Consider the following 15957-nt stretch of genomic DNA (forward strand, 5'->3'; position numbering starts at 1 on the left):
CTTACCTATTTATAACGCCTCAATAAATGGCGCGCAAAGCGCGTCCAAGCGAAGCGATTTGATTGATTTGTTAGATTACGGCTACTCATAAACCTCAAAACGAACTTCTGGTGGATCAAATGGTATTAATTCCCCATTGGCTGCTCTTTTGAAGAATTTGATCTGCGTGCTAGACATGTTGATACAGTATTTAGGATTAAACTGTAATCTGGCAGCAAATTCGAATTTAGGTGTTGCAGTGGTAGGCGTACCATTCCACTCCACATTGAAACCATGTTGAGACATCCAAAACTTTGCAGCCTGAACAGAGGTTTCTAGGAAGTCGCTTTCGCCTCGCGAATTATGAGTCAAGCTCGCGATATTGCGTATAAACCTAAATGTACCGTTATCTGCGTATTCGAACGCAGCTGCCACCGTTATAGGGCAATTGCGCTCTTCTTTCCTTAAGCTTCCATGCTTCCAGTAATCTCCGGCATCACAAATTATTCTATGAGCTTCAGAGAGTGTGTTTGCCTGATTGTCGTTTAACTCTACAAAATCTACTTGGTGGCGAATTGATACAGCGATACTTCCAGCCAATCTAGTTATATCAGACAGATCAGGTTGAAACGCATACTGTTGAGAAAGCAAAGAATTAAGCTCATCCCAAGGTTTAATTATGTCATTTATAAATCGGCGTTGATTCATTCGATTAATCTAACGCCTAAAGCAGCCGCGCAGTATGCGTCGGATGCCTTTGTTTGTTATAAATTACTGCTTGTACAAAGTGGTTACCACTCCATCATCGCTCTTGAAGACCAATACTTTGTCATCCACACGAATGATTGTGTCGCACCAATATGTACCAATTGGCATTATCACTGGGGTTGAAGTTTTAGTTATTTCTAAACAATTTTTAATTTCTTTAGATTCGCTAACTACTTCATAGGTTGCTTCAAGTTCGATACGAAGATTTGACTCAGGAATAACACCCCAAGACTTCACCGTGCCATCTTCTTTAAATTCATCAAACCCCCAGAATGTTTTTCCTCCATCATCTGAGCTTCCCCAAACACCAACAACATTGATATCTGCGAAAGCCGATGTATTAAAGATAAGCATCATGACAATGAGATATTTAAGAAATTTCATACTTAGTCCTTGTGATTTATAACGCCTAGCTTAGTGGGAGGAGCGCAGCGACGATCCGCTACAGCTTCTTGTTAGGTGTTTTTTGTAAAGATACATAACCAAAACACTTAATGTGCTAGGTAATAAAATTACGTTACTAGCAATGAGTCCGTTCATATCAAATGCTTCCCTAAAAGCAATTTTAATAAATTCTGTTTGCACATCGGCTCCGAGTGCCGAATGCACATACAAGAGAATAGCAATAGACAAAACTGTGAATGTAAAAAGCCAGAAAAGAGCGAACACCATACAGGTATAGAGCTTTAAAATAACATTCTCATATGCTGGTAAGAAAGAAGAGCAAAAGAGATAACCAACCGTCAGGGTAGGCATTAAAATTGGGAATATTTCACCTTCTTCCGTTTGCGTAAGAGCCATTCCGAATAATGCTCCTACAAATAGGCCAAACTTAAATTTTAAATTAACCGCAGGAATTAAAACTAAAAAAACCATCAATAAACCAATACTTACAGCGGTTCTCTCAAGGTTAAATGTTGGAAGCTCTGGGGCAGAATATAGAAATACGAAATACAATGGTGATATGAGGATATTCACCACACACAAAACTACCGAGAGTATTCGTAAGTTCATATACACCTAACGCCGCCAACACGGGCCGAAATGGAGCAGCGAAGCTGCGGAATGTAGGTCCAGCCAGCTTTGCTGGCGGTCGTGCTTGGCTTTGTTAAGTTTTGACCTTGCCAACATACCATTTTCCTACCAAGTGTGACCATTCATAGCCGGCAATATCCGGCATTTCCTGGCTATATGCATAAGTGAACCAAGAGTGATGCTCACTGAATGTAACTACTTTATTTTCCTTGCCAGCCACAATCACAAAATCCAAAGCCCACTCAGGTGTTTCGGCAACATCATTATCCAGAAATTGCTTCGACAGGCTTGTGGCCGGTATGCCATAAAAAAGTAGCCAGCGAACATGCTGATTGGAGAACAGTCCTACACACAACATTATTGTGATGACTGCTACAGTGCTCGTTACTTTACGTTTGCTCATGAACTCGGAAACTTAACGCTTTTGTAATGGGCCGCATTGCTGCGAAGCAGCGCAGTTTGCGGTCCAGCCCGAAGGGCGATTATTAACAAACTTGTTATAGTTCATTATTCAGAGCAAACCGTATGAAATGGAAGGCCATCTTTATACGCATAGTATTCAACGCATTTCCTTCCATTCGAGGTGATTTCTCGCTTTCCTGAATCTAGGAACTCAAAGGCCTCACCGTAGGATACAAACCCATTTTGGTTTATATCCATTTCACTCCAAGAGTATCTATCATCGCTGATTAGTACTAAATATGGAGCAACCCCTATGATGAGGAATAGAGCCAATATTGAGATTACCGGTTTGATATTCATCACACTATTTATGAGCTATAACGCCGCCATAAAGGGCGGAGCGCATGCGACGTCCAGCCCAAAGGGCGAATTTTGATGGCCTTGTTATGTGTTTTATAAACGCACATATCTAGGCACTTTTGCTTTTAATAACTTAACGAGCTCAGGCTGCATACGTTCATAATTGTCTGGGATATCAAGACATACTAAACGCTTACCTTTAAGAAGTTCTTTATATTTCTTTGATACTTTATTCCGGTGAGATTTTTCCATAACGAGAATTACATCGGCCCATTCGACCAGATCCCCTGACAGAGGTGTTTCTGCATCACTATTAGTACCGCAACCGATAGCATCTATTCCTTCATACTTAGAAAACACTTCTTCACCCGTAGGACTTCGTAATCTGTTTTCACTGCATACAAAAAGTAATTTCGTCATAGTCTTCCTGACACATAACGCCTAAAGCAGCCGCGCAGTATGCGTCGGATGCCTTTTCTTGTTAAATGTAAGGCTACTTCAAGAAGCCTTTTATCGTTTTCCATATAAAGCTATTAACCGTAACAACATAAGCAAATCCAAATGTAATAATCCCTGGAACCATAATTAACCAAACATAGAACGACTGAACACTATGTAGTGAGAAGACTGTTCCTGTGAGCACTAGTACTGCTATAACGATAACAACAGGAAACACCTCAACAGTAATTAACTGTTTAAGGCTTAGCTTTCTATTCCTTGCAATGCTAACGATCCAAAGTGCCCCTATAGTGGCAACAATACCGAATGCTAGTAACTCCACATTAAATAAAACAGCTATCAATAGCGTGTATATAAAACCAATAATGATAATTACGTGATTTGCCTGCATGACATTTAACGCTCAAAGCAGCCGCGCAGTATGTGTCGGATGCCTTTGCTTGTTATGTTTTGAAAGTATCTAATCATTTAGCTGCTTTTATCGCTATTTCCGCTACTCGTACCCGCCAAAATGTTTCGGCAGCTTCGCCAATAGAGGCCTGCATATTTGATTTATTTGTACAAAATAAACGAATGCTATTAAGGGAATCGTCAATATCTGAAGAATCAAGACCAACTAGATGATCTTTCAATACGCTATTAACAGCTGTCATATACCCCGTTAGCCAAACCTTTAATACGAACTCAAAATTTTCTTTATCAAAGTTTTGATTTGCTTCGTCACAATTAGTAACACCCATTCCAAAAGCCATGTACTGCGGCTCTTCCACACTTTCATTAGCCAGTACGGGCAAAGAAACTAAGGTTGCTATGATAAGACTGAGGTAAAGCTTCATTAAACTAAGTCTCGGTAAGGACATTTAAAAACATAACGCCGCCATAAAGGGCGGAGCGCATGCGACGTCCAGCCCGTAGGGCGATTTTTGATGGCCTTGTTATAGGGCATTACTGGAAACACCTTTTTATAAAATACCCACATACCCATGCAAGACCGAAAAATAAAAAAGCGAACGCAGCTATTCCGGCACTTGCACCAAGCAGCTGCAAAGTAATTTCTTTTTCTGTAGAAACTAAACCACTTACAACTGCCCACACAATACTAAGACCAAATATGCTGAACAGAATGAAACCTATCAGCATTGAAAAGAACACTAAAGGCTTCTGTAGCCTTTTGAATTGAATGCCTAATAGGATTGCTTCGATTAGTCCCATTGCTAGATCTTTATTGCCTTATAACGCTTGTGGCACTGGCAACCGCGCAGCGGTTGTCCTAGCCAGCTTTGCTGGCGAAAGTGCCCACCCTTGTTATACGTAACAACTTTCTTACTCAGCAAGATAATTGATAACCCATACAAAATTTTGAATGACAACCCAACCAATAAGGATAAAACCAATTACGTATGCAGACAGGCAGATCGTGAAAGAAATATTCCTCTCTTTGTCTGCTTTATGGTGAATATTCCAAAAAAGGCTTTGGGTAAACTCTTTCCCTTCTAAAACTTCAATATGACCGTCTTCCATTGCATATTCCATTGTTTCCCGGTAATCGCTGTAATCTAGGCCAATGTCATGTGCATAGTCCTTAAGGTGCCACTCAGGCTTGCCTTCTATCTCAAAGGAAGAATATGTAGGGTATTCTTTTATAATTCTCGGACATCGTGCTTGATAAATTAAGGTTGCCAAAGCAAACGATAACGCTGAGAAATAAAAAACCTGCCAAGAAAATGGTAGTGACAAATGAACTGCAAATTGATATTTAAAAATTTCCAATGTTGCGACATTATCTGCCAAGGATAATAACTTAACAGCTATTGGAACCAAGAATATCCAAATATACATAGAGGATATGAGCTTGATCCCTCTGATTTGATTAAGTTGAGACCAATTCAACTGTATATCTTTATTTTTAAAGTCTGAAACCAAGTTTTTGTAAATCTTTGCTAAATCCATTTGAGCTTTTCCCTGCACTCGAGCTTTAGATCGTATAACGCTCAGCTAAGTGGCGCGCGTTGCGCGTCCTTACTTGAACGTCTTGTTATGTGTACTAGGTACAAAGTGGTTGAGCTGGAAATTGCACTGGCACTGAAAAGCCACATAAACACTTCGAGATGGAATTTCTGAAAAGACGGACTACTGAACATCTCGATAACCAATCCATAATTCATACCTTCCATTGGCATGACCATTCTGCTTTTCCAAAAGATTCCAACCATCACCAAGATAAGAGAGATGGCCAAGCTAACACCCAAAACAATCAATATAGCTCTCATCCATGCCCCAAGATTTCGTTCACATAACGCCTTAATAATGGGCAATAAAAGCAAAGCTTTTGCTGTCCAGCCGAAGGCGATCATTGATTAACTTGTTAGCAGGAACCTGCGCCGAACTCCCAGCCTCCTGTATTTCTTCAAGGTTGGTATTTAGTAGTGCGTAACATGAATACACAGCAAAGATTAAGGGTATTGCCAGCTCGATTACAAGACGAAGATAGAATGTTGGCTTTGATTTATAGTAGAGGTTCCTTACGTGCGCTTGGAACTCATCTTCTTTTAGAAAACCAGTAGCACGGTCAGGGTATTTCTCTGAGGCTGACCTCATATCTTCGATTTGCTTTGACGTGAAGACGAGTTGCCAAGCAGTGAGCTCAGAATAGACATATACCAAAAAGCTAACTCCAAAGTAGGCAATCGCGGAGGCAAGTAATATCATCAAGGCTTGTTGGTTTGATGAGCTAAACTCGACACCAAATGCTGATATTTTTGAAGGAACCAAACCAACTTTGGTGATAACAACACCAATAACAGAAGACGCCATAAGGTTGCGCCTTACCTTCCTTGTAGTTTCATTAAGCGGTTCTCTGAGCCTTTCAGAGAAATGGTTCGTTTCGTTCATAACTTCCTTGCCTGCTAACAGCTAAATATATGTCAGATTGACGTGTTTAAACGCGTCAATTTGACATATATCTCCGAGAAAAGATATTAAGAGTGGGTTGTAATAATTTGATTTTCATAAGCTTTCCTTGCTTAGAGGGTTTGCGCCTTTGTGAAAAAGCGTCAATTTGACGTATTATCCTTTCATAAGTCGCAAAGGGATAAAAGACTGTTTTTATATACAGTCAAAATAAAGTGCGCTTTCTATTTTCTTATCACTTTTTTAAAGCACGTTTTTTCGCGCGCCTTTTCTGTGCTGCCTTAGTGTTGTTCCGAGTAATTTCTATTTCGCGAGTCAGATCCGGCTCAAAGCCTTGGAGCCATTGTTGTGGCAAACGGGTATCTAACAAGACCTCAATCTCTTCCAATAGATGATTCTGCTCTTCTATTAGTAAAGAGATAGCAACGCCCTTCTTACCTGCTCTACCAGTTCTGCCAATACGGTGAACATAATCAGCTGCTTTAAATGGCATTTCGTAATTGATTACGGCTGGAAGGCTTTCGATATCGATACCTCTTGCCGCCACATCGGTAGCTACCAAAACTTTAAGCTGACCCTGTTTAAACTGATCTAAAGCCTCTTCCCTTAGCTTTTGTGATCGATCTGCATGGATTGCATCGGCAGAGATATTCGCTTGTTTAAGAGCCCCTACTAGCTTATCTGCGCCCTGCTTCGTATTACAAAAGACAATCACTTGTGACCAGTCATGCTTTTCAATTATGTGACTGACAATCGCTGATTTACGATCTGGGTCGCAGTTATACACGATTTGCTCGACATCAGCCGCAGAGGAATTACGCTGATCTACTTCGATACGCTCGGGCTTAACTAATAAATTTTTACTAAAACGATAGATGGAATCACTTAAGGTCGCCGAGAAAAGCAGTACCTGTCGTGGCTGCACGTCACGCTTAGGTAATTTGCTTAAAACCGCTTTAATCTCATCTTTAAAGCCCATATCCAACATGCGGTCAGCTTCATCAAATACCAGATGAGTGACTTGTCTAAGATTTACGGCTTTCTTTTTATGTAGATCCAATAATCGACCGGGTGTAGCCACCAGCACATCAATCCCTTTCTTAATTTGATCTACTTGCGGGCCAATGCCCACACCGCCATAAACTACGGCTGATCTAAATCCTGTTCCTTTAGCATATTTCTTAAAGCTGTTATTCACCTGCTGCGCTAACTCCCGTGTGGGCGCCAGTACTAAAGCTTTGATCTTTTTATTTTGATCACTACTAAATTCAGGATCAGCCAGTATGGATTGCAAGATTGGCAGCGCAAAGGCTGCTGTCTTACCGGTACCTGTTTGTGCACCGACAAGGAGATCTTTACCAGATAGAATGACAGGTATCGCTTCAGCTTGAACGGGAGTGGCTTCGTTATAACCTGCGGTATGTATAGCTGCGATTAAACTCTCGCACAAAGGCAAACTGTCAAACTTCATAATCAACTTCCAAGAATTTGTAATGGCAGAGCAAGTGCACTGTTACCCTGTTGACCTAAGATCCAGATCACCCAGCATAAACCACCCACAGTAGCGAAGTACCATAGGGCTGATACTACCTGACCGTAACGAGCCAAGGGCAATAGCTGACTACTGTGACGGTGTTTCCATTCGAGTACAATCTCGATACTGCCCACTGCCAGCAAGAAGCCTAATAGCGCCATGCCAAAGTAATAACTAATTACGACACCGGCTAAAGCACCGATAACGCAGATCACTAAACCAAAAACCGAGTTAACCGAAAAAGCGATACTTTTTAGGACGTGGCCCCCATCTAACGGTAATACCGGCAGCAAATTAAATAGATTGAGCAAGGCATTGAAGGCAGCAATACCCGCCAAGATCTCAATATCCGTCAACCAATATAGAACCAGAGCAACTAAAGATAGGAATAAGCCAAATACCGGCCCCATGATGGAGATATAGACATCTTGCCAACGGGTATTAATCCGATCATCAGATAAAGCTAAACCACCCAAAAACGGCACCAAATAGATACCTTTTGTCTTTAAACCAAAACGCTTCATAGCACGCACATGGCCATATTCATGAAAAACCAAACAAAGGATAAGTGCTAACGCGAATTCAAAGGAGAATAACCAGCTATACGCTGCCAAACTTCCTGCAGCAAACAGTACTTTGATGACCTTAGCGCTTTTAAACAGCTTAAGGCCTAAAGAAGCCATACCCAGTATGCTGATCTTATTCGGCTGTTTTACGACATTCTCAACCACTTGGGTTTCGATATCTTTCTCGACTAGCTCACCACTTCCAAGCTTCTGATCTTCAACTGCTAGTTCATATTCAAGATTGAAGGGTTGCCATGTCAGTGACAAAGTCAAAACGCACTCGATCTCTTCGCCTGATCCAGTCATCAGGGCGAAACGATGCTCTGTACTCTCAGCAGGATCTGCACTCGCCACTATTTGAGACACCAACTGGTTATCCCAATACAGGGCCTGCCATCCAGACATTGAGCCTTCAAGACGTAAAATTTTGCCTAGACAATCGATGCGTAACAGCTGCACAGTAATTCCTGCTGATTATGAAGTAAGTGTTTATCAAATAAGCGGCGCATTATAGCCAATCAGCGGTATAATGCAGCTTCTGCAATTGGAGAACATCGAATTACATTAACAAGGACACAGGTATGAAAACGAAAACAACCGTATCCTCAACCCATGAGATGGATACAGGTAGAGGAAAGATTAAACAAAATCACTTAGCAGCATTAGTCACTTCAAAGGTTTTTAAATCCCAAGTAGTCAAAGCTAAAATAGGTAAAGGTGCTTATAAACGTAAAGACAAACACAAAGGACGAGAGTCCTATTTAATAGCGGCGTAAACACGACTTACGTTCTTATTAAATAGGGCTTTTAACTGATTACTTCCAGCGCTTCACCTCTCCATGATCGAAGACGTTACCTGACTGAACCTTACAGTAATTGATGAAAATATTACTGAAAGAGACCCCGCTACGTTTTGAGATTGAGAAAGCAACCGATTCCATCATAGCTTCCACACACTCCATTTTATGAAAGCTAGGTGCATGTATATCGACCAGGATCGGGTGACTACCACTTTGAGGTTGACTTGCAGGCATCAAACCAGCAACTGCATATTGACGAGAAGGAATAAATTCCCAAGTAACAGTGATATGTTCAATACTTACATCTGTGGCGCGAGCAAGGTCTGACGTTATCCCTTTAATCATATCTGGGATATCGCATTCATCTTCAAATGGTAAAGATTTAATACAGATTAATGGCATCGTCCGCACTCACAGAAAATGTTAAAGGATCGAAATTAAATCATGCGAACCCTGAACACAAGACCTTAACATATTATTAATTAAAGCTTATTTAACTTTAGATTCCATAATATAAGTCTCTAACTTCTTATCTACTCCGAATATATGGCGCTTCAGCCACTCAGTCAGAAAGTCAGAGAGCATATCTCTTAGCTGTACATCATAGGTGTGATGGTCATCCAGCATCTTTTTAAGTTCAGCTCGGAATTTGTTATGCGCTTGAAGATGAACGCCAAAGTCTGGATAGTTCAACGCTTGCATGTACGCTTCTTCTAGACAGAAATGATGATCAGCATAATCATGAAGCCGAGTAAAAGTAGATACATCAACCTGCTCTGCTTTGATCTCATCGATCAGTTCAAACAGAACTTGATGCTGTTGGTCTTGCCAAATAAGTTCACTGGTGAGCGTCATATGAGGCTCCTAATTATAGTTATTTTTTACAGCGTAACTTTCATTATGTAACAAGTATAAACTCGGGATACTGATCTAAATCACCCTTAGACCAAACGGTTTGTAACAAACAGCTTGCGAGGTTTTTACAAATCTTTTACAACTTCTATAAATCTATCTGACTTTCTATAGGCGGAACTGACCTAAATTTGCAGCATGTGATTAAGGTTAATAAAGGACGAACATCATGAAAGCGCACCGCCTACCCAAAATTCTGCTAGCAACACTTCTAACAGTTGCAGGCCCCGTACTCAGCCAATCCGCTACCGCCAAACAGGTTGATCTTAATATCAACTTAGCAACGCCTGTAATGACGGCTGAACAAAACCACAATGCATTTATCAAGATCTCTTTAGAGGGGATTAAACAAGAAAGTCAGCAACAACGTGTGGCTGCCAATATTGCGATTGTTCTGGATAAATCCGGTTCAATGCAGGGCGAGAAACTGTATCGCGCAAAAGAAGCCGCGATCATGGCAATCAATCGCTTGAATCAAAACGATATTGTTTCTGTTGTGAGTTACGACAATCGCGTTAATGTTGTTGTACCGGCTACAAAGGTTAGCGATAGCAACAGTATTGCTCGCGCAATCAATAAGATCCAAGCCCAGGGTAACACCGCGTTGTTTGCCGGTGTCAGCAAAGGCGCACAAGAACTACGCAAGTTTTTAGATCTAAACAAAGTTAACCGTGTCATTTTACTTTCTGATGGTCTAGCCAATGTAGGCCCAAGCACACCGAATGAGTTGGGCAAGCTAGGGCTATCTTTAGCTAGAGAAGGTATGAGTGTAACGACTATAGGTCTTGGCCTTGGCTATAACGAAGACTTAATGACTCAGCTTGCCGGCTTTAGCGATGGTAACCACGCCTTTGTAGAGAACGCTGATGACCTAGCACGAGTATTCCAATACGAATTTGGTGATGTCTTGTCAGTCGTTGCTCAAGGCGTAGATATCCAGATCCGTTGCTTAAACGGTGTAAAACCGTTGCGCATTATCGGTCGTGAAGCTGAGATCGAAGGCGACATGGTTAAAACGCGCCTTAATCAGCTATATAGCGAGCAAGAGAAGTTTATTATCCTCGAGGTAGAAGTACCGTCTCAACAGGATAAGAGCAGCATCAACTTAGTCGATGTCGATGTAAACTACTTAGATCTTCTTCACAAACGAAAAGAAGCTCTTTCTAGCTCAGTTGCAGCAAACTTTACTCGTTCTGAACAAGAAGCTAAGGATGCGATCGATACACGTACTTATGAAGCCGCAGCAGAACAGGTCGCGAACGAACTAAACCGAGAAGCGGTACAGAAACGTGACCAAGGTGATATTGAGGGCGCTAAATCTATTTTGCAGCAAAGCGCTGATTATCTGGATAACTTAGGTACCTCTCTAGCCTCCCCTAAACTATTAGAGCAAAAAGCAGAAGCGCTGCAAGACGCGGAAGAGCTTGATAATGAACAAGAATGGGGTAAAAAACGTAAAGAACTTAAAGAACGTCAATATAAACGCGCTAAACAGCAAAGCTACTAACCGCAAGGTAACTGAGATTCTATTGTGAATAAGACGATCCTACTGCTAATCGGCCTGATATTAATCCCTGTCGTCATACTAGGTTGGTTAGCGGCTCGTCTGGAGACAAATCAACAAGCCCTACTCTCTCATCAAATCGAAGGGCTGGTTGAAATCAAACTGGAAGAGATCGATCAACAGTTCCAGAATCATTTCCAAAGCTTAGAACAAGCACTCAATGCTGAATCCCAATTGCTACTTCAAAGCAAAGATACCCAATACCCAGAAACAACGCTTAAGACTCTGAGCCAGTCGAGCCCCTATATAGAACAGGTATTTGTGATCTCCGCTGAAGGCACAACACTGTTTCCATCAGAATCATCCAAGAACCCAAGTGAAATTGCGTTTTTACAATCAACTAAACGCCTACGTTCATCACCCGACATATTCCAAATTCAAAACAAAGCACCTGAGCAGATAAATCTTGCGGCTAGCCCTTATAGCGCACAACTTAAAGCTGCCCCAGAATCAAAACGGATCGAGCTCTCGGCTCCGAGCCAACTAGCTTCAAACATTGCAGCAGATAGCGTAGCCGAGATTGCTATTACTTCTGCAGAACCTTTAGCCTCAGCGCCTTCTATATCCTTTATCGATTCGGGTTGGATCGCTTGGTTTAATAACAGTCAGCTGCAACATATCTATTGGCGTAAGGATTCGGATGGTGCGCTTTTAGGCTTTTCTATAAACAGTGCTCGATTGCTGTCAGATCTAATCAACTCTCTGCCTAGCAGTAATGAGCAAGATAACAGCAATCAAGCGATTGCCTTGATCAATAGTCGCGGTGAAGTGCATTACGAATGGGGCGATTCCACAATCGAGACTCAGCAGCTCAATCCATTGGATAGCCTACCGCTGAGCCACCCTCTAGGTAGTTGGAAATTAGAGTATTACTCCCCTAACCTAGCCAAACCAACTTCAAATTGGATAGAGAAACTCTCTATTCTCTCACTCACGCTGTCTGGATTATTGCTCCTTGCTTGGCTGATCTATAGAGAACTTACACGCACAACTCGTCTAGCCGAGCAAAGAGTAAACTTTGTTAACCAAGTTTCCCACGAGCTAAAAACGCCGCTGACAAATGTTCGGATGTATGCGGAGATGCTTGAGCGCAAGCTTGATGACGAAGATAGCAAAGCTCAGCGCTACCTAGCAGTTATTAATAGTGAAAGTCAGCGTCTATCACGCTTGATAGAAAACGTACTGACCTTCTCAAAACTTGGTAAAGAACCAAAGCCGCTGCACCTGCAACCGGGGACATTAAAAGAGTGCGTAGAGCATACAGTTGATGTGTTTATGCCCTCTTTAACTCAACATGGTCTGTCTGTTGAATTAGATCTGCAATGCGATAAACAAGTCATGTTAGATCAGAACTGTATTGAGCAGATCCTAAATAACCTACTAAGCAATTGTGAAAAGTATGCGCCTCAAACAGGTGCCATACAGATCCGTTGCTACAGCGATAGTCAGCAAAGTTATATAGAGGTTGAAGATGCCGGTGAAGGGATCTCTGAATCCCTTTGGGAGAGCGTTTTCTCTCCTTTCTACCGCATCAGTAATAAATTAAGTGACGGTGTATCTGGCACAGGTATTGGTCTTAGTATTGCCAGAGAGATGGCTAGAAAACACGGTGGTGATCTGGTCATTATTCCAAGCAAACTAGGAACCTGTTTTCGACTAGAGCTACATACACCTGATAGTCATCACAGGGAGTCCAAACAATGAAAATATTGATCGCTGAAGATGATCTAAATATTAGGCTTGGGCTTTGTGATCTATTAGAAGATGAAGGTTACACCTGCATTGAAGCGTCTAATGGGGCTGATGCGCTAGTGCTGTTTGCTCAACATAATCCAGATCTGGTTTTACTCGACATAATGATGCCGGAGTTAGACGGTTATGCCGCCTGCAGAAAGATCCGCCAATTAGATGAACAAGTCCCTGTTATCTTTATTACCGCAAAATCTGAAGAGATTGATCAGGTGCTTGGCTTAGAGCTGGGCGCGGACGATTACATCAAAAAGCCCTTTGGCACTCGGGAAGTCATAGCACGTATTAGAGCAGTGATACGTCGCTGCGCGCCTAAAGAGAGCTCACCAACCCAAGTCGCTAAGAATCAATTCGATCTGGCTGATATCATTGTTTACCCTGAGCAAATGCGTGCAGAGCGAGAGGGTCATAAGATTGAGCTAACCCTACGTGATGTAAAAATACTAGAGCTACTTCATCAGGAGCAAGGCAAGGTCGTAACACGGGATATGCTATTTGATTACTGCTGGGGCCGAAACTACCTACCAAGTAGCCGGACACTTGATCAACACATTTCCAAACTAAGAAAACTGATTGAAGTAGATCCAAAACAACCGCAGATAATCAAGACCGTCCATGGTATTGGCTATCGATATGATGGTTAAAAAAGACGCTTAGTGTTCGTTTCCTTCATAGATCCACATGGATGACGTTTCCCCTGCCTTCTCAAACCCTAAGGACTTATAAAATCGAATCGCATTTCCATCAGCCGTTAACATCTGCTGGTGGAAACCTTTATAACGTTTTTTCATCGCCTGCATAATTTTGCTACCGATGCCGCAACGGTGGAAATCTGGGTCCACCAACATGTGCGGATAATAAACGACGAGATGCCCATCTGAGATTGCATTGGCTAAACCAACTAGCCTGCCATCGATCCGAGCAGTAATTAAACTATGTGAATTTCTTAGTGCTGCTATAAGCGCTTTTGGCTTTTCTGCAGATGACCACTCATTAGCCTTATACAGAGCAACAACCTCATCCTCTTGGATTACATCTGTACAATTTATATCCACAATCATCAAATTTCCTTAAATTTTTTGCCTAAAATTAGTTTAGTGGAATTACCTGTCTTTGGCAGATTGATCAGCATTGAATCCCGTTAAAACGGCTCAAACAGTAGAATCCACTAATACACCACAAGCCCCGTATTTAAAGGGCTACAGACATGTATAGATTAACAAATTTATTCATGATCATTTGATCAATCTGCCATTGCGAACACTATCTGATTTTGCTGTAATTCGCCGCTTTCGTTTAAAAAGGTACACTGGAGTACCGGTTTTATGGCTGACGCAAAGCTCGCTCTGGAAATACAAGACCTTCATAAAAGCTATGGCGCTTTGGAGGTTATTAAAGGCATCTCGCTACAAGCTGAAGTTGGCGATGTGATCTCAATTTTGGGGTCTAGCGGCTCAGGTAAAAGTACTTTCTTACGCTGCCTTAACCTACTTGAATCCCCTTCCGCTGGAAGCATCAGTTTTGCATCTGAGCCATTAAAGCTTAAGCAAACCAAAGATGAAGGCTTGCAAACAGCGGATCAAAAGCAGTTAGAACGAATCCGTACATCGATTGGTTTTGTATTTCAAAACTTCAATCTATGGCCGCATATGACCGTGATCGAAAATATCATGGAAGCCCCAATTCATGTCCTTAAACAAGATAAGCAAACTGCTAGAGATAAAGCAGAAACCTATCTTAAAAAAGTGGGCTTATACGACAAACGAGATAGCTACCCTAACCAGCTATCCGGTGGCCAACAGCAACGCATCGCTATAGCACGCGCATTGGCGATGGAACCCCAAGTTTTACTCTTTGACGAACCAACCTCTGCACTTGATCCAGAACTTGTCGCAGAAGTGCTAAATGTTATGCGAGATCTCGCAGCTGAAGGACGCACGATGTTGATCGTCACCCATGAGATGCGTTTTGCCCGTGAAGTATCCAGCAAAATTGTATTTCTACACGAAGGCCAAATTGAGGAGATGGGCACACCTGATGAGGTGTTCACCAATCCTAAATCTGAACGCTGCAAAGCATTTTTAAGCAGTCATTTCTAATCCAGCCTGCAACTAACAATAAATATTCCGCGAGGATCATAAGATGGGATTTAAGAAATTAATTACAACAACAGCACTTGTTGTCTCTACTCTGGCAGCTCCTGCCTTTGCTGGCGATAAAATCCGTATCGCTACAGAAGGTGCATACGCGCCCTTCAACACAATCAATGCTGATGGCGAACTAGCAGGTTTTGATGTAGATATTGCTAAAGCACTTTGTGAAGAGATGAAAGCTGACTGCAAAATCGTAGCTCAAGATTGGGACGGCATCATTCCTGGCTTAAAAGCACGTAAGTACGATGCAATCATTGCCAGCCTTTCAATCACACCAGAGCGTCAACGTGTTGTAGCGTTTACTGATCACTACTACTCAAACTCTCTTGGTTTTGTCAGCGGTAAAGATGGCGATTTCGATCCAAACGCCCTAAAAGGCAAAACCATTGGCGCACAACGTGCCACGATTGCAGGCCAGCACCTCGAAGATAACTATTCCGACAAAGCTTCAGTCAAACTATATGACACTCAAGGTAACGCTTATCTAGATCTAGCGAGCGGCCGTTTGGATGCGATTCTTTCTGACAAACTACCTGCTTACGATTGGTTACAAACTGAAGAAGGTAAAAACTTCGAATTTCGTGGCGATAAGATCGATGTTAACGACAAGATCGCTATTGCTGTCCGTAAACGCGATGGTGAATTGAAAGAGAAGTTCAACCAAGCATTAAAAGCGATTATCGAGAACGGGACTTACGAAAAGATTAACGCTAAGTACTTCCCATTCTCTATCTACTAAGCTTAAACACTGAAAACTAGGGAAAAG

21 protein-coding genes are annotated in these 15957 nt (G+C 41.9%); 6 read left to right on the forward strand and 15 right to left on the reverse strand.

Annotated elements, in window-relative coordinates; genetic code table 11:
• Window positions 1–81 precede the first annotated feature (81 nt).
• From ACMXYT_RS08295 to ACMXYT_RS08350, 12 genes are all read right to left on the reverse strand, one after another.
• On the reverse strand, window positions 82–687 hold the full coding sequence (locus ACMXYT_RS08295; protein ID WP_415911300.1) for a hypothetical protein: 606 nt from the start codon (window positions 685–687) through the stop codon (window positions 82–84).
• A gap of 63 nt (window positions 688–750) precedes the next feature.
• Window positions 751–1131 carry a hypothetical protein gene (locus ACMXYT_RS08300; protein ID WP_415911301.1) on the reverse strand — a complete coding sequence of 127 codons (381 nt, stop codon included), beginning with the start codon at window positions 1129–1131 and terminating at the stop codon, window positions 751–753.
• Between the two features lie 30 nt (window positions 1132–1161).
• Window positions 1162–1761, reverse strand: coding sequence for a hypothetical protein (locus ACMXYT_RS08305; protein ID WP_415911302.1), 600 nt, complete (start codon window positions 1759–1761; stop codon window positions 1162–1164).
• A gap of 94 nt (window positions 1762–1855) precedes the next feature.
• Window positions 1856–2185 (reverse strand): hypothetical protein, encoded by a 330-nt coding sequence (locus ACMXYT_RS08310; protein WP_415911303.1) that lies wholly within the window; start codon window positions 2183–2185, stop codon window positions 1856–1858.
• Between the two features lie 452 nt (window positions 2186–2637).
• Window positions 2638–2964, reverse strand: coding sequence for a low molecular weight protein tyrosine phosphatase family protein (locus tag ACMXYT_RS08315; RefSeq protein ID WP_415911304.1), 327 nt, complete (start codon window positions 2962–2964; stop codon window positions 2638–2640).
• A gap of 503 nt (window positions 2965–3467) precedes the next feature.
• Window positions 3468–3839, reverse strand: a complete 372-nt coding sequence (locus ACMXYT_RS08320; RefSeq protein WP_415898302.1) for a hypothetical protein — start codon at window positions 3837–3839, stop codon at window positions 3468–3470.
• A 109-nt stretch (window positions 3840–3948) separates the two neighbouring features.
• Window positions 3949–4215 carry a hypothetical protein gene (locus ACMXYT_RS08325; RefSeq protein ID WP_415888040.1) on the reverse strand — a complete coding sequence of 89 codons (267 nt, stop codon included), beginning with the start codon at window positions 4213–4215 and terminating at the stop codon, window positions 3949–3951.
• Window positions 4216–4326: 111 nt separating this feature from the next.
• Window positions 4327–4953 (reverse strand): hypothetical protein, encoded by a 627-nt coding sequence (locus ACMXYT_RS08330; protein WP_415881289.1) that lies wholly within the window; start codon window positions 4951–4953, stop codon window positions 4327–4329.
• A gap of 41 nt (window positions 4954–4994) precedes the next feature.
• Window positions 4995–5273 (reverse strand): hypothetical protein, encoded by a 279-nt coding sequence (locus ACMXYT_RS08335; protein WP_415911305.1) that lies wholly within the window; start codon window positions 5271–5273, stop codon window positions 4995–4997.
• A 31-nt stretch (window positions 5274–5304) separates the two neighbouring features.
• Window positions 5305–5817 (reverse strand): hypothetical protein, encoded by a 513-nt coding sequence (locus ACMXYT_RS08340; RefSeq protein ID WP_415911306.1) that lies wholly within the window; start codon window positions 5815–5817, stop codon window positions 5305–5307.
• Between the two features lie 331 nt (window positions 5818–6148).
• Window positions 6149–7384: a DEAD/DEAH box helicase gene (locus tag ACMXYT_RS08345; RefSeq protein WP_415911307.1), complete on the reverse strand. Its 1236-nt coding sequence runs from the start codon at window positions 7382–7384 to the stop codon at window positions 6149–6151.
• Window positions 7385–7386: 2 nt separating this feature from the next.
• The gene (locus ACMXYT_RS08350; RefSeq protein ID WP_415911308.1) at window positions 7387–8472 is read right to left on the reverse strand and encodes a site-2 protease family protein; all 1086 of its coding nucleotides are present in this window, start codon (window positions 8470–8472) and stop codon (window positions 7387–7389) included.
• A 122-nt stretch (window positions 8473–8594) separates the two neighbouring features.
• Here ACMXYT_RS08350 and arfA point away from each other — a divergent pair, with 122 nt between their 5' ends.
• Entirely contained in the window at window positions 8595–8789 is a 195-nt protein-coding gene (gene arfA, locus ACMXYT_RS08355; protein WP_415911309.1) for an alternative ribosome rescue factor ArfA, read from the forward strand.
• A 39-nt stretch (window positions 8790–8828) separates the two neighbouring features.
• Here the strand turns inward: arfA and ACMXYT_RS08360 are convergent, their stop codons facing one another.
• Together ACMXYT_RS08360 and ACMXYT_RS08365 are read right to left on the reverse strand one after the other, a co-directional pair.
• Window positions 8829–9215 (reverse strand): hypothetical protein, encoded by a 387-nt coding sequence (locus ACMXYT_RS08360; protein WP_415911310.1) that lies wholly within the window; start codon window positions 9213–9215, stop codon window positions 8829–8831.
• 87 nt (window positions 9216–9302) lie between these two features.
• Window positions 9303–9668: a hemerythrin family protein gene (locus ACMXYT_RS08365; protein WP_415911311.1), complete on the reverse strand. Its 366-nt coding sequence runs from the start codon at window positions 9666–9668 to the stop codon at window positions 9303–9305.
• Between the two features lie 226 nt (window positions 9669–9894).
• Here ACMXYT_RS08365 and ACMXYT_RS08370 point away from each other — a divergent pair, with 226 nt between their 5' ends.
• The 3 genes from ACMXYT_RS08370 to ACMXYT_RS08380 are packed head-to-tail and all read left to right on the forward strand — an operon-like array spanning window position 9895 to window position 13682.
• Complete coding sequence (locus ACMXYT_RS08370) at window positions 9895–11232, forward strand: vWA domain-containing protein (protein WP_415911312.1); 1338 nt, start codon at window positions 9895–9897, stop codon at window positions 11230–11232.
• A 24-nt stretch (window positions 11233–11256) separates the two neighbouring features.
• Window positions 11257–12993 carry a sensor histidine kinase gene (locus ACMXYT_RS08375; RefSeq protein WP_415911313.1) on the forward strand — a complete coding sequence of 579 codons (1737 nt, stop codon included), beginning with the start codon at window positions 11257–11259 and terminating at the stop codon, window positions 12991–12993.
• Entirely contained in the window at window positions 12990–13682 is a 693-nt protein-coding gene (locus ACMXYT_RS08380) for a response regulator transcription factor (RefSeq protein ID WP_415905825.1), read from the forward strand. The genes ACMXYT_RS08375 and ACMXYT_RS08380 overlap by 4 nt, the downstream gene beginning before the upstream one ends.
• A 9-nt stretch (window positions 13683–13691) precedes the next feature.
• On the opposite strand, the gene ACMXYT_RS08385 is transcribed toward ACMXYT_RS08380, so the two are convergent.
• Window positions 13692–14099 (reverse strand): GNAT family N-acetyltransferase, encoded by a 408-nt coding sequence (locus ACMXYT_RS08385; RefSeq protein WP_415911314.1) that lies wholly within the window; start codon window positions 14097–14099, stop codon window positions 13692–13694.
• 264 nt (window positions 14100–14363) lie between these two features.
• Between ACMXYT_RS08385 and ACMXYT_RS08390 the strand changes: the two genes are divergently transcribed.
• Both ACMXYT_RS08390 and ACMXYT_RS08395 read left to right on the forward strand, forming a co-directional pair.
• Window positions 14364–15137 carry an ABC transporter ATP-binding protein gene (locus ACMXYT_RS08390; protein ID WP_415911315.1) on the forward strand — a complete coding sequence of 258 codons (774 nt, stop codon included), beginning with the start codon at window positions 14364–14366 and terminating at the stop codon, window positions 15135–15137.
• A 43-nt stretch (window positions 15138–15180) separates the two neighbouring features.
• On the forward strand, window positions 15181–15930 hold the full coding sequence (locus ACMXYT_RS08395; RefSeq protein ID WP_415881302.1) for an ABC transporter substrate-binding protein: 750 nt from the start codon (window positions 15181–15183) through the stop codon (window positions 15928–15930).
• Window positions 15931–15957 lie beyond the last annotated feature (27 nt).

Source organism: Neptuniibacter sp. QD37_11 (assembly GCF_047778105.1).
Classification (GTDB): Bacteria; Pseudomonadota; Gammaproteobacteria; order Pseudomonadales; family Balneatricaceae; genus Neptuniibacter.

Coding starts and splice junctions, on each gene's coding strand:
- ACMXYT_RS08295 (WP_415911300.1), bottom strand. CDS start 687: ATGAATCAACGCCGATTTATAAATGACATAATTAAACCTTGGGATGAG.
- ACMXYT_RS08300 (WP_415911301.1), bottom strand. CDS start 1,131: ATGAAATTTCTTAAATATCTCATTGTCATGATGCTTATCTTTAATACA.
- ACMXYT_RS08305 (WP_415911302.1), bottom strand. CDS start 1,761: ATGAACTTACGAATACTCTCGGTAGTTTTGTGTGTGGTGAATATCCTC.
- ACMXYT_RS08310 (WP_415911303.1), bottom strand. CDS start 2,185: ATGAGCAAACGTAAAGTAACGAGCACTGTAGCAGTCATCACAATAATG.
- ACMXYT_RS08315 (WP_415911304.1), bottom strand. CDS start 2,964: ATGACGAAATTACTTTTTGTATGCAGTGAAAACAGATTACGAAGTCCT.
- ACMXYT_RS08320 (WP_415898302.1), bottom strand. CDS start 3,839: ATGAAGCTTTACCTCAGTCTTATCATAGCAACCTTAGTTTCTTTGCCC.
- ACMXYT_RS08325 (WP_415888040.1), bottom strand. CDS start 4,215: ATGGGACTAATCGAAGCAATCCTATTAGGCATTCAATTCAAAAGGCTA.
- ACMXYT_RS08330 (WP_415881289.1), bottom strand. CDS start 4,953: ATGGATTTAGCAAAGATTTACAAAAACTTGGTTTCAGACTTTAAAAAT.
- ACMXYT_RS08335 (WP_415911305.1), bottom strand. CDS start 5,273: ATGAGAGCTATATTGATTGTTTTGGGTGTTAGCTTGGCCATCTCTCTT.
- ACMXYT_RS08340 (WP_415911306.1), bottom strand. CDS start 5,817: ATGGCGTCTTCTGTTATTGGTGTTGTTATCACCAAAGTTGGTTTGGTT.
- ACMXYT_RS08345 (WP_415911307.1), bottom strand. CDS start 7,384: ATGAAGTTTGACAGTTTGCCTTTGTGCGAGAGTTTAATCGCAGCTATA.
- arfA (WP_415911309.1), top strand. CDS start 8,595: ATGAAAACGAAAACAACCGTATCCTCAACCCATGAGATGGATACAGGT.
- ACMXYT_RS08360 (WP_415911310.1), bottom strand. CDS start 9,215: ATGCCATTAATCTGTATTAAATCTTTACCATTTGAAGATGAATGCGAT.
- ACMXYT_RS08365 (WP_415911311.1), bottom strand. CDS start 9,668: ATGACGCTCACCAGTGAACTTATTTGGCAAGACCAACAGCATCAAGTT.
- ACMXYT_RS08370 (WP_415911312.1), top strand. CDS start 9,895: ATGAAAGCGCACCGCCTACCCAAAATTCTGCTAGCAACACTTCTAACA.
- ACMXYT_RS08380 (WP_415905825.1), top strand. CDS start 12,990: ATGAAAATATTGATCGCTGAAGATGATCTAAATATTAGGCTTGGGCTT.
- ACMXYT_RS08385 (WP_415911314.1), bottom strand. CDS start 14,099: ATGATTGTGGATATAAATTGTACAGATGTAATCCAAGAGGATGAGGTT.
- ACMXYT_RS08390 (WP_415911315.1), top strand. CDS start 14,364: ATGGCTGACGCAAAGCTCGCTCTGGAAATACAAGACCTTCATAAAAGC.
- ACMXYT_RS08395 (WP_415881302.1), top strand. CDS start 15,181: ATGGGATTTAAGAAATTAATTACAACAACAGCACTTGTTGTCTCTACT.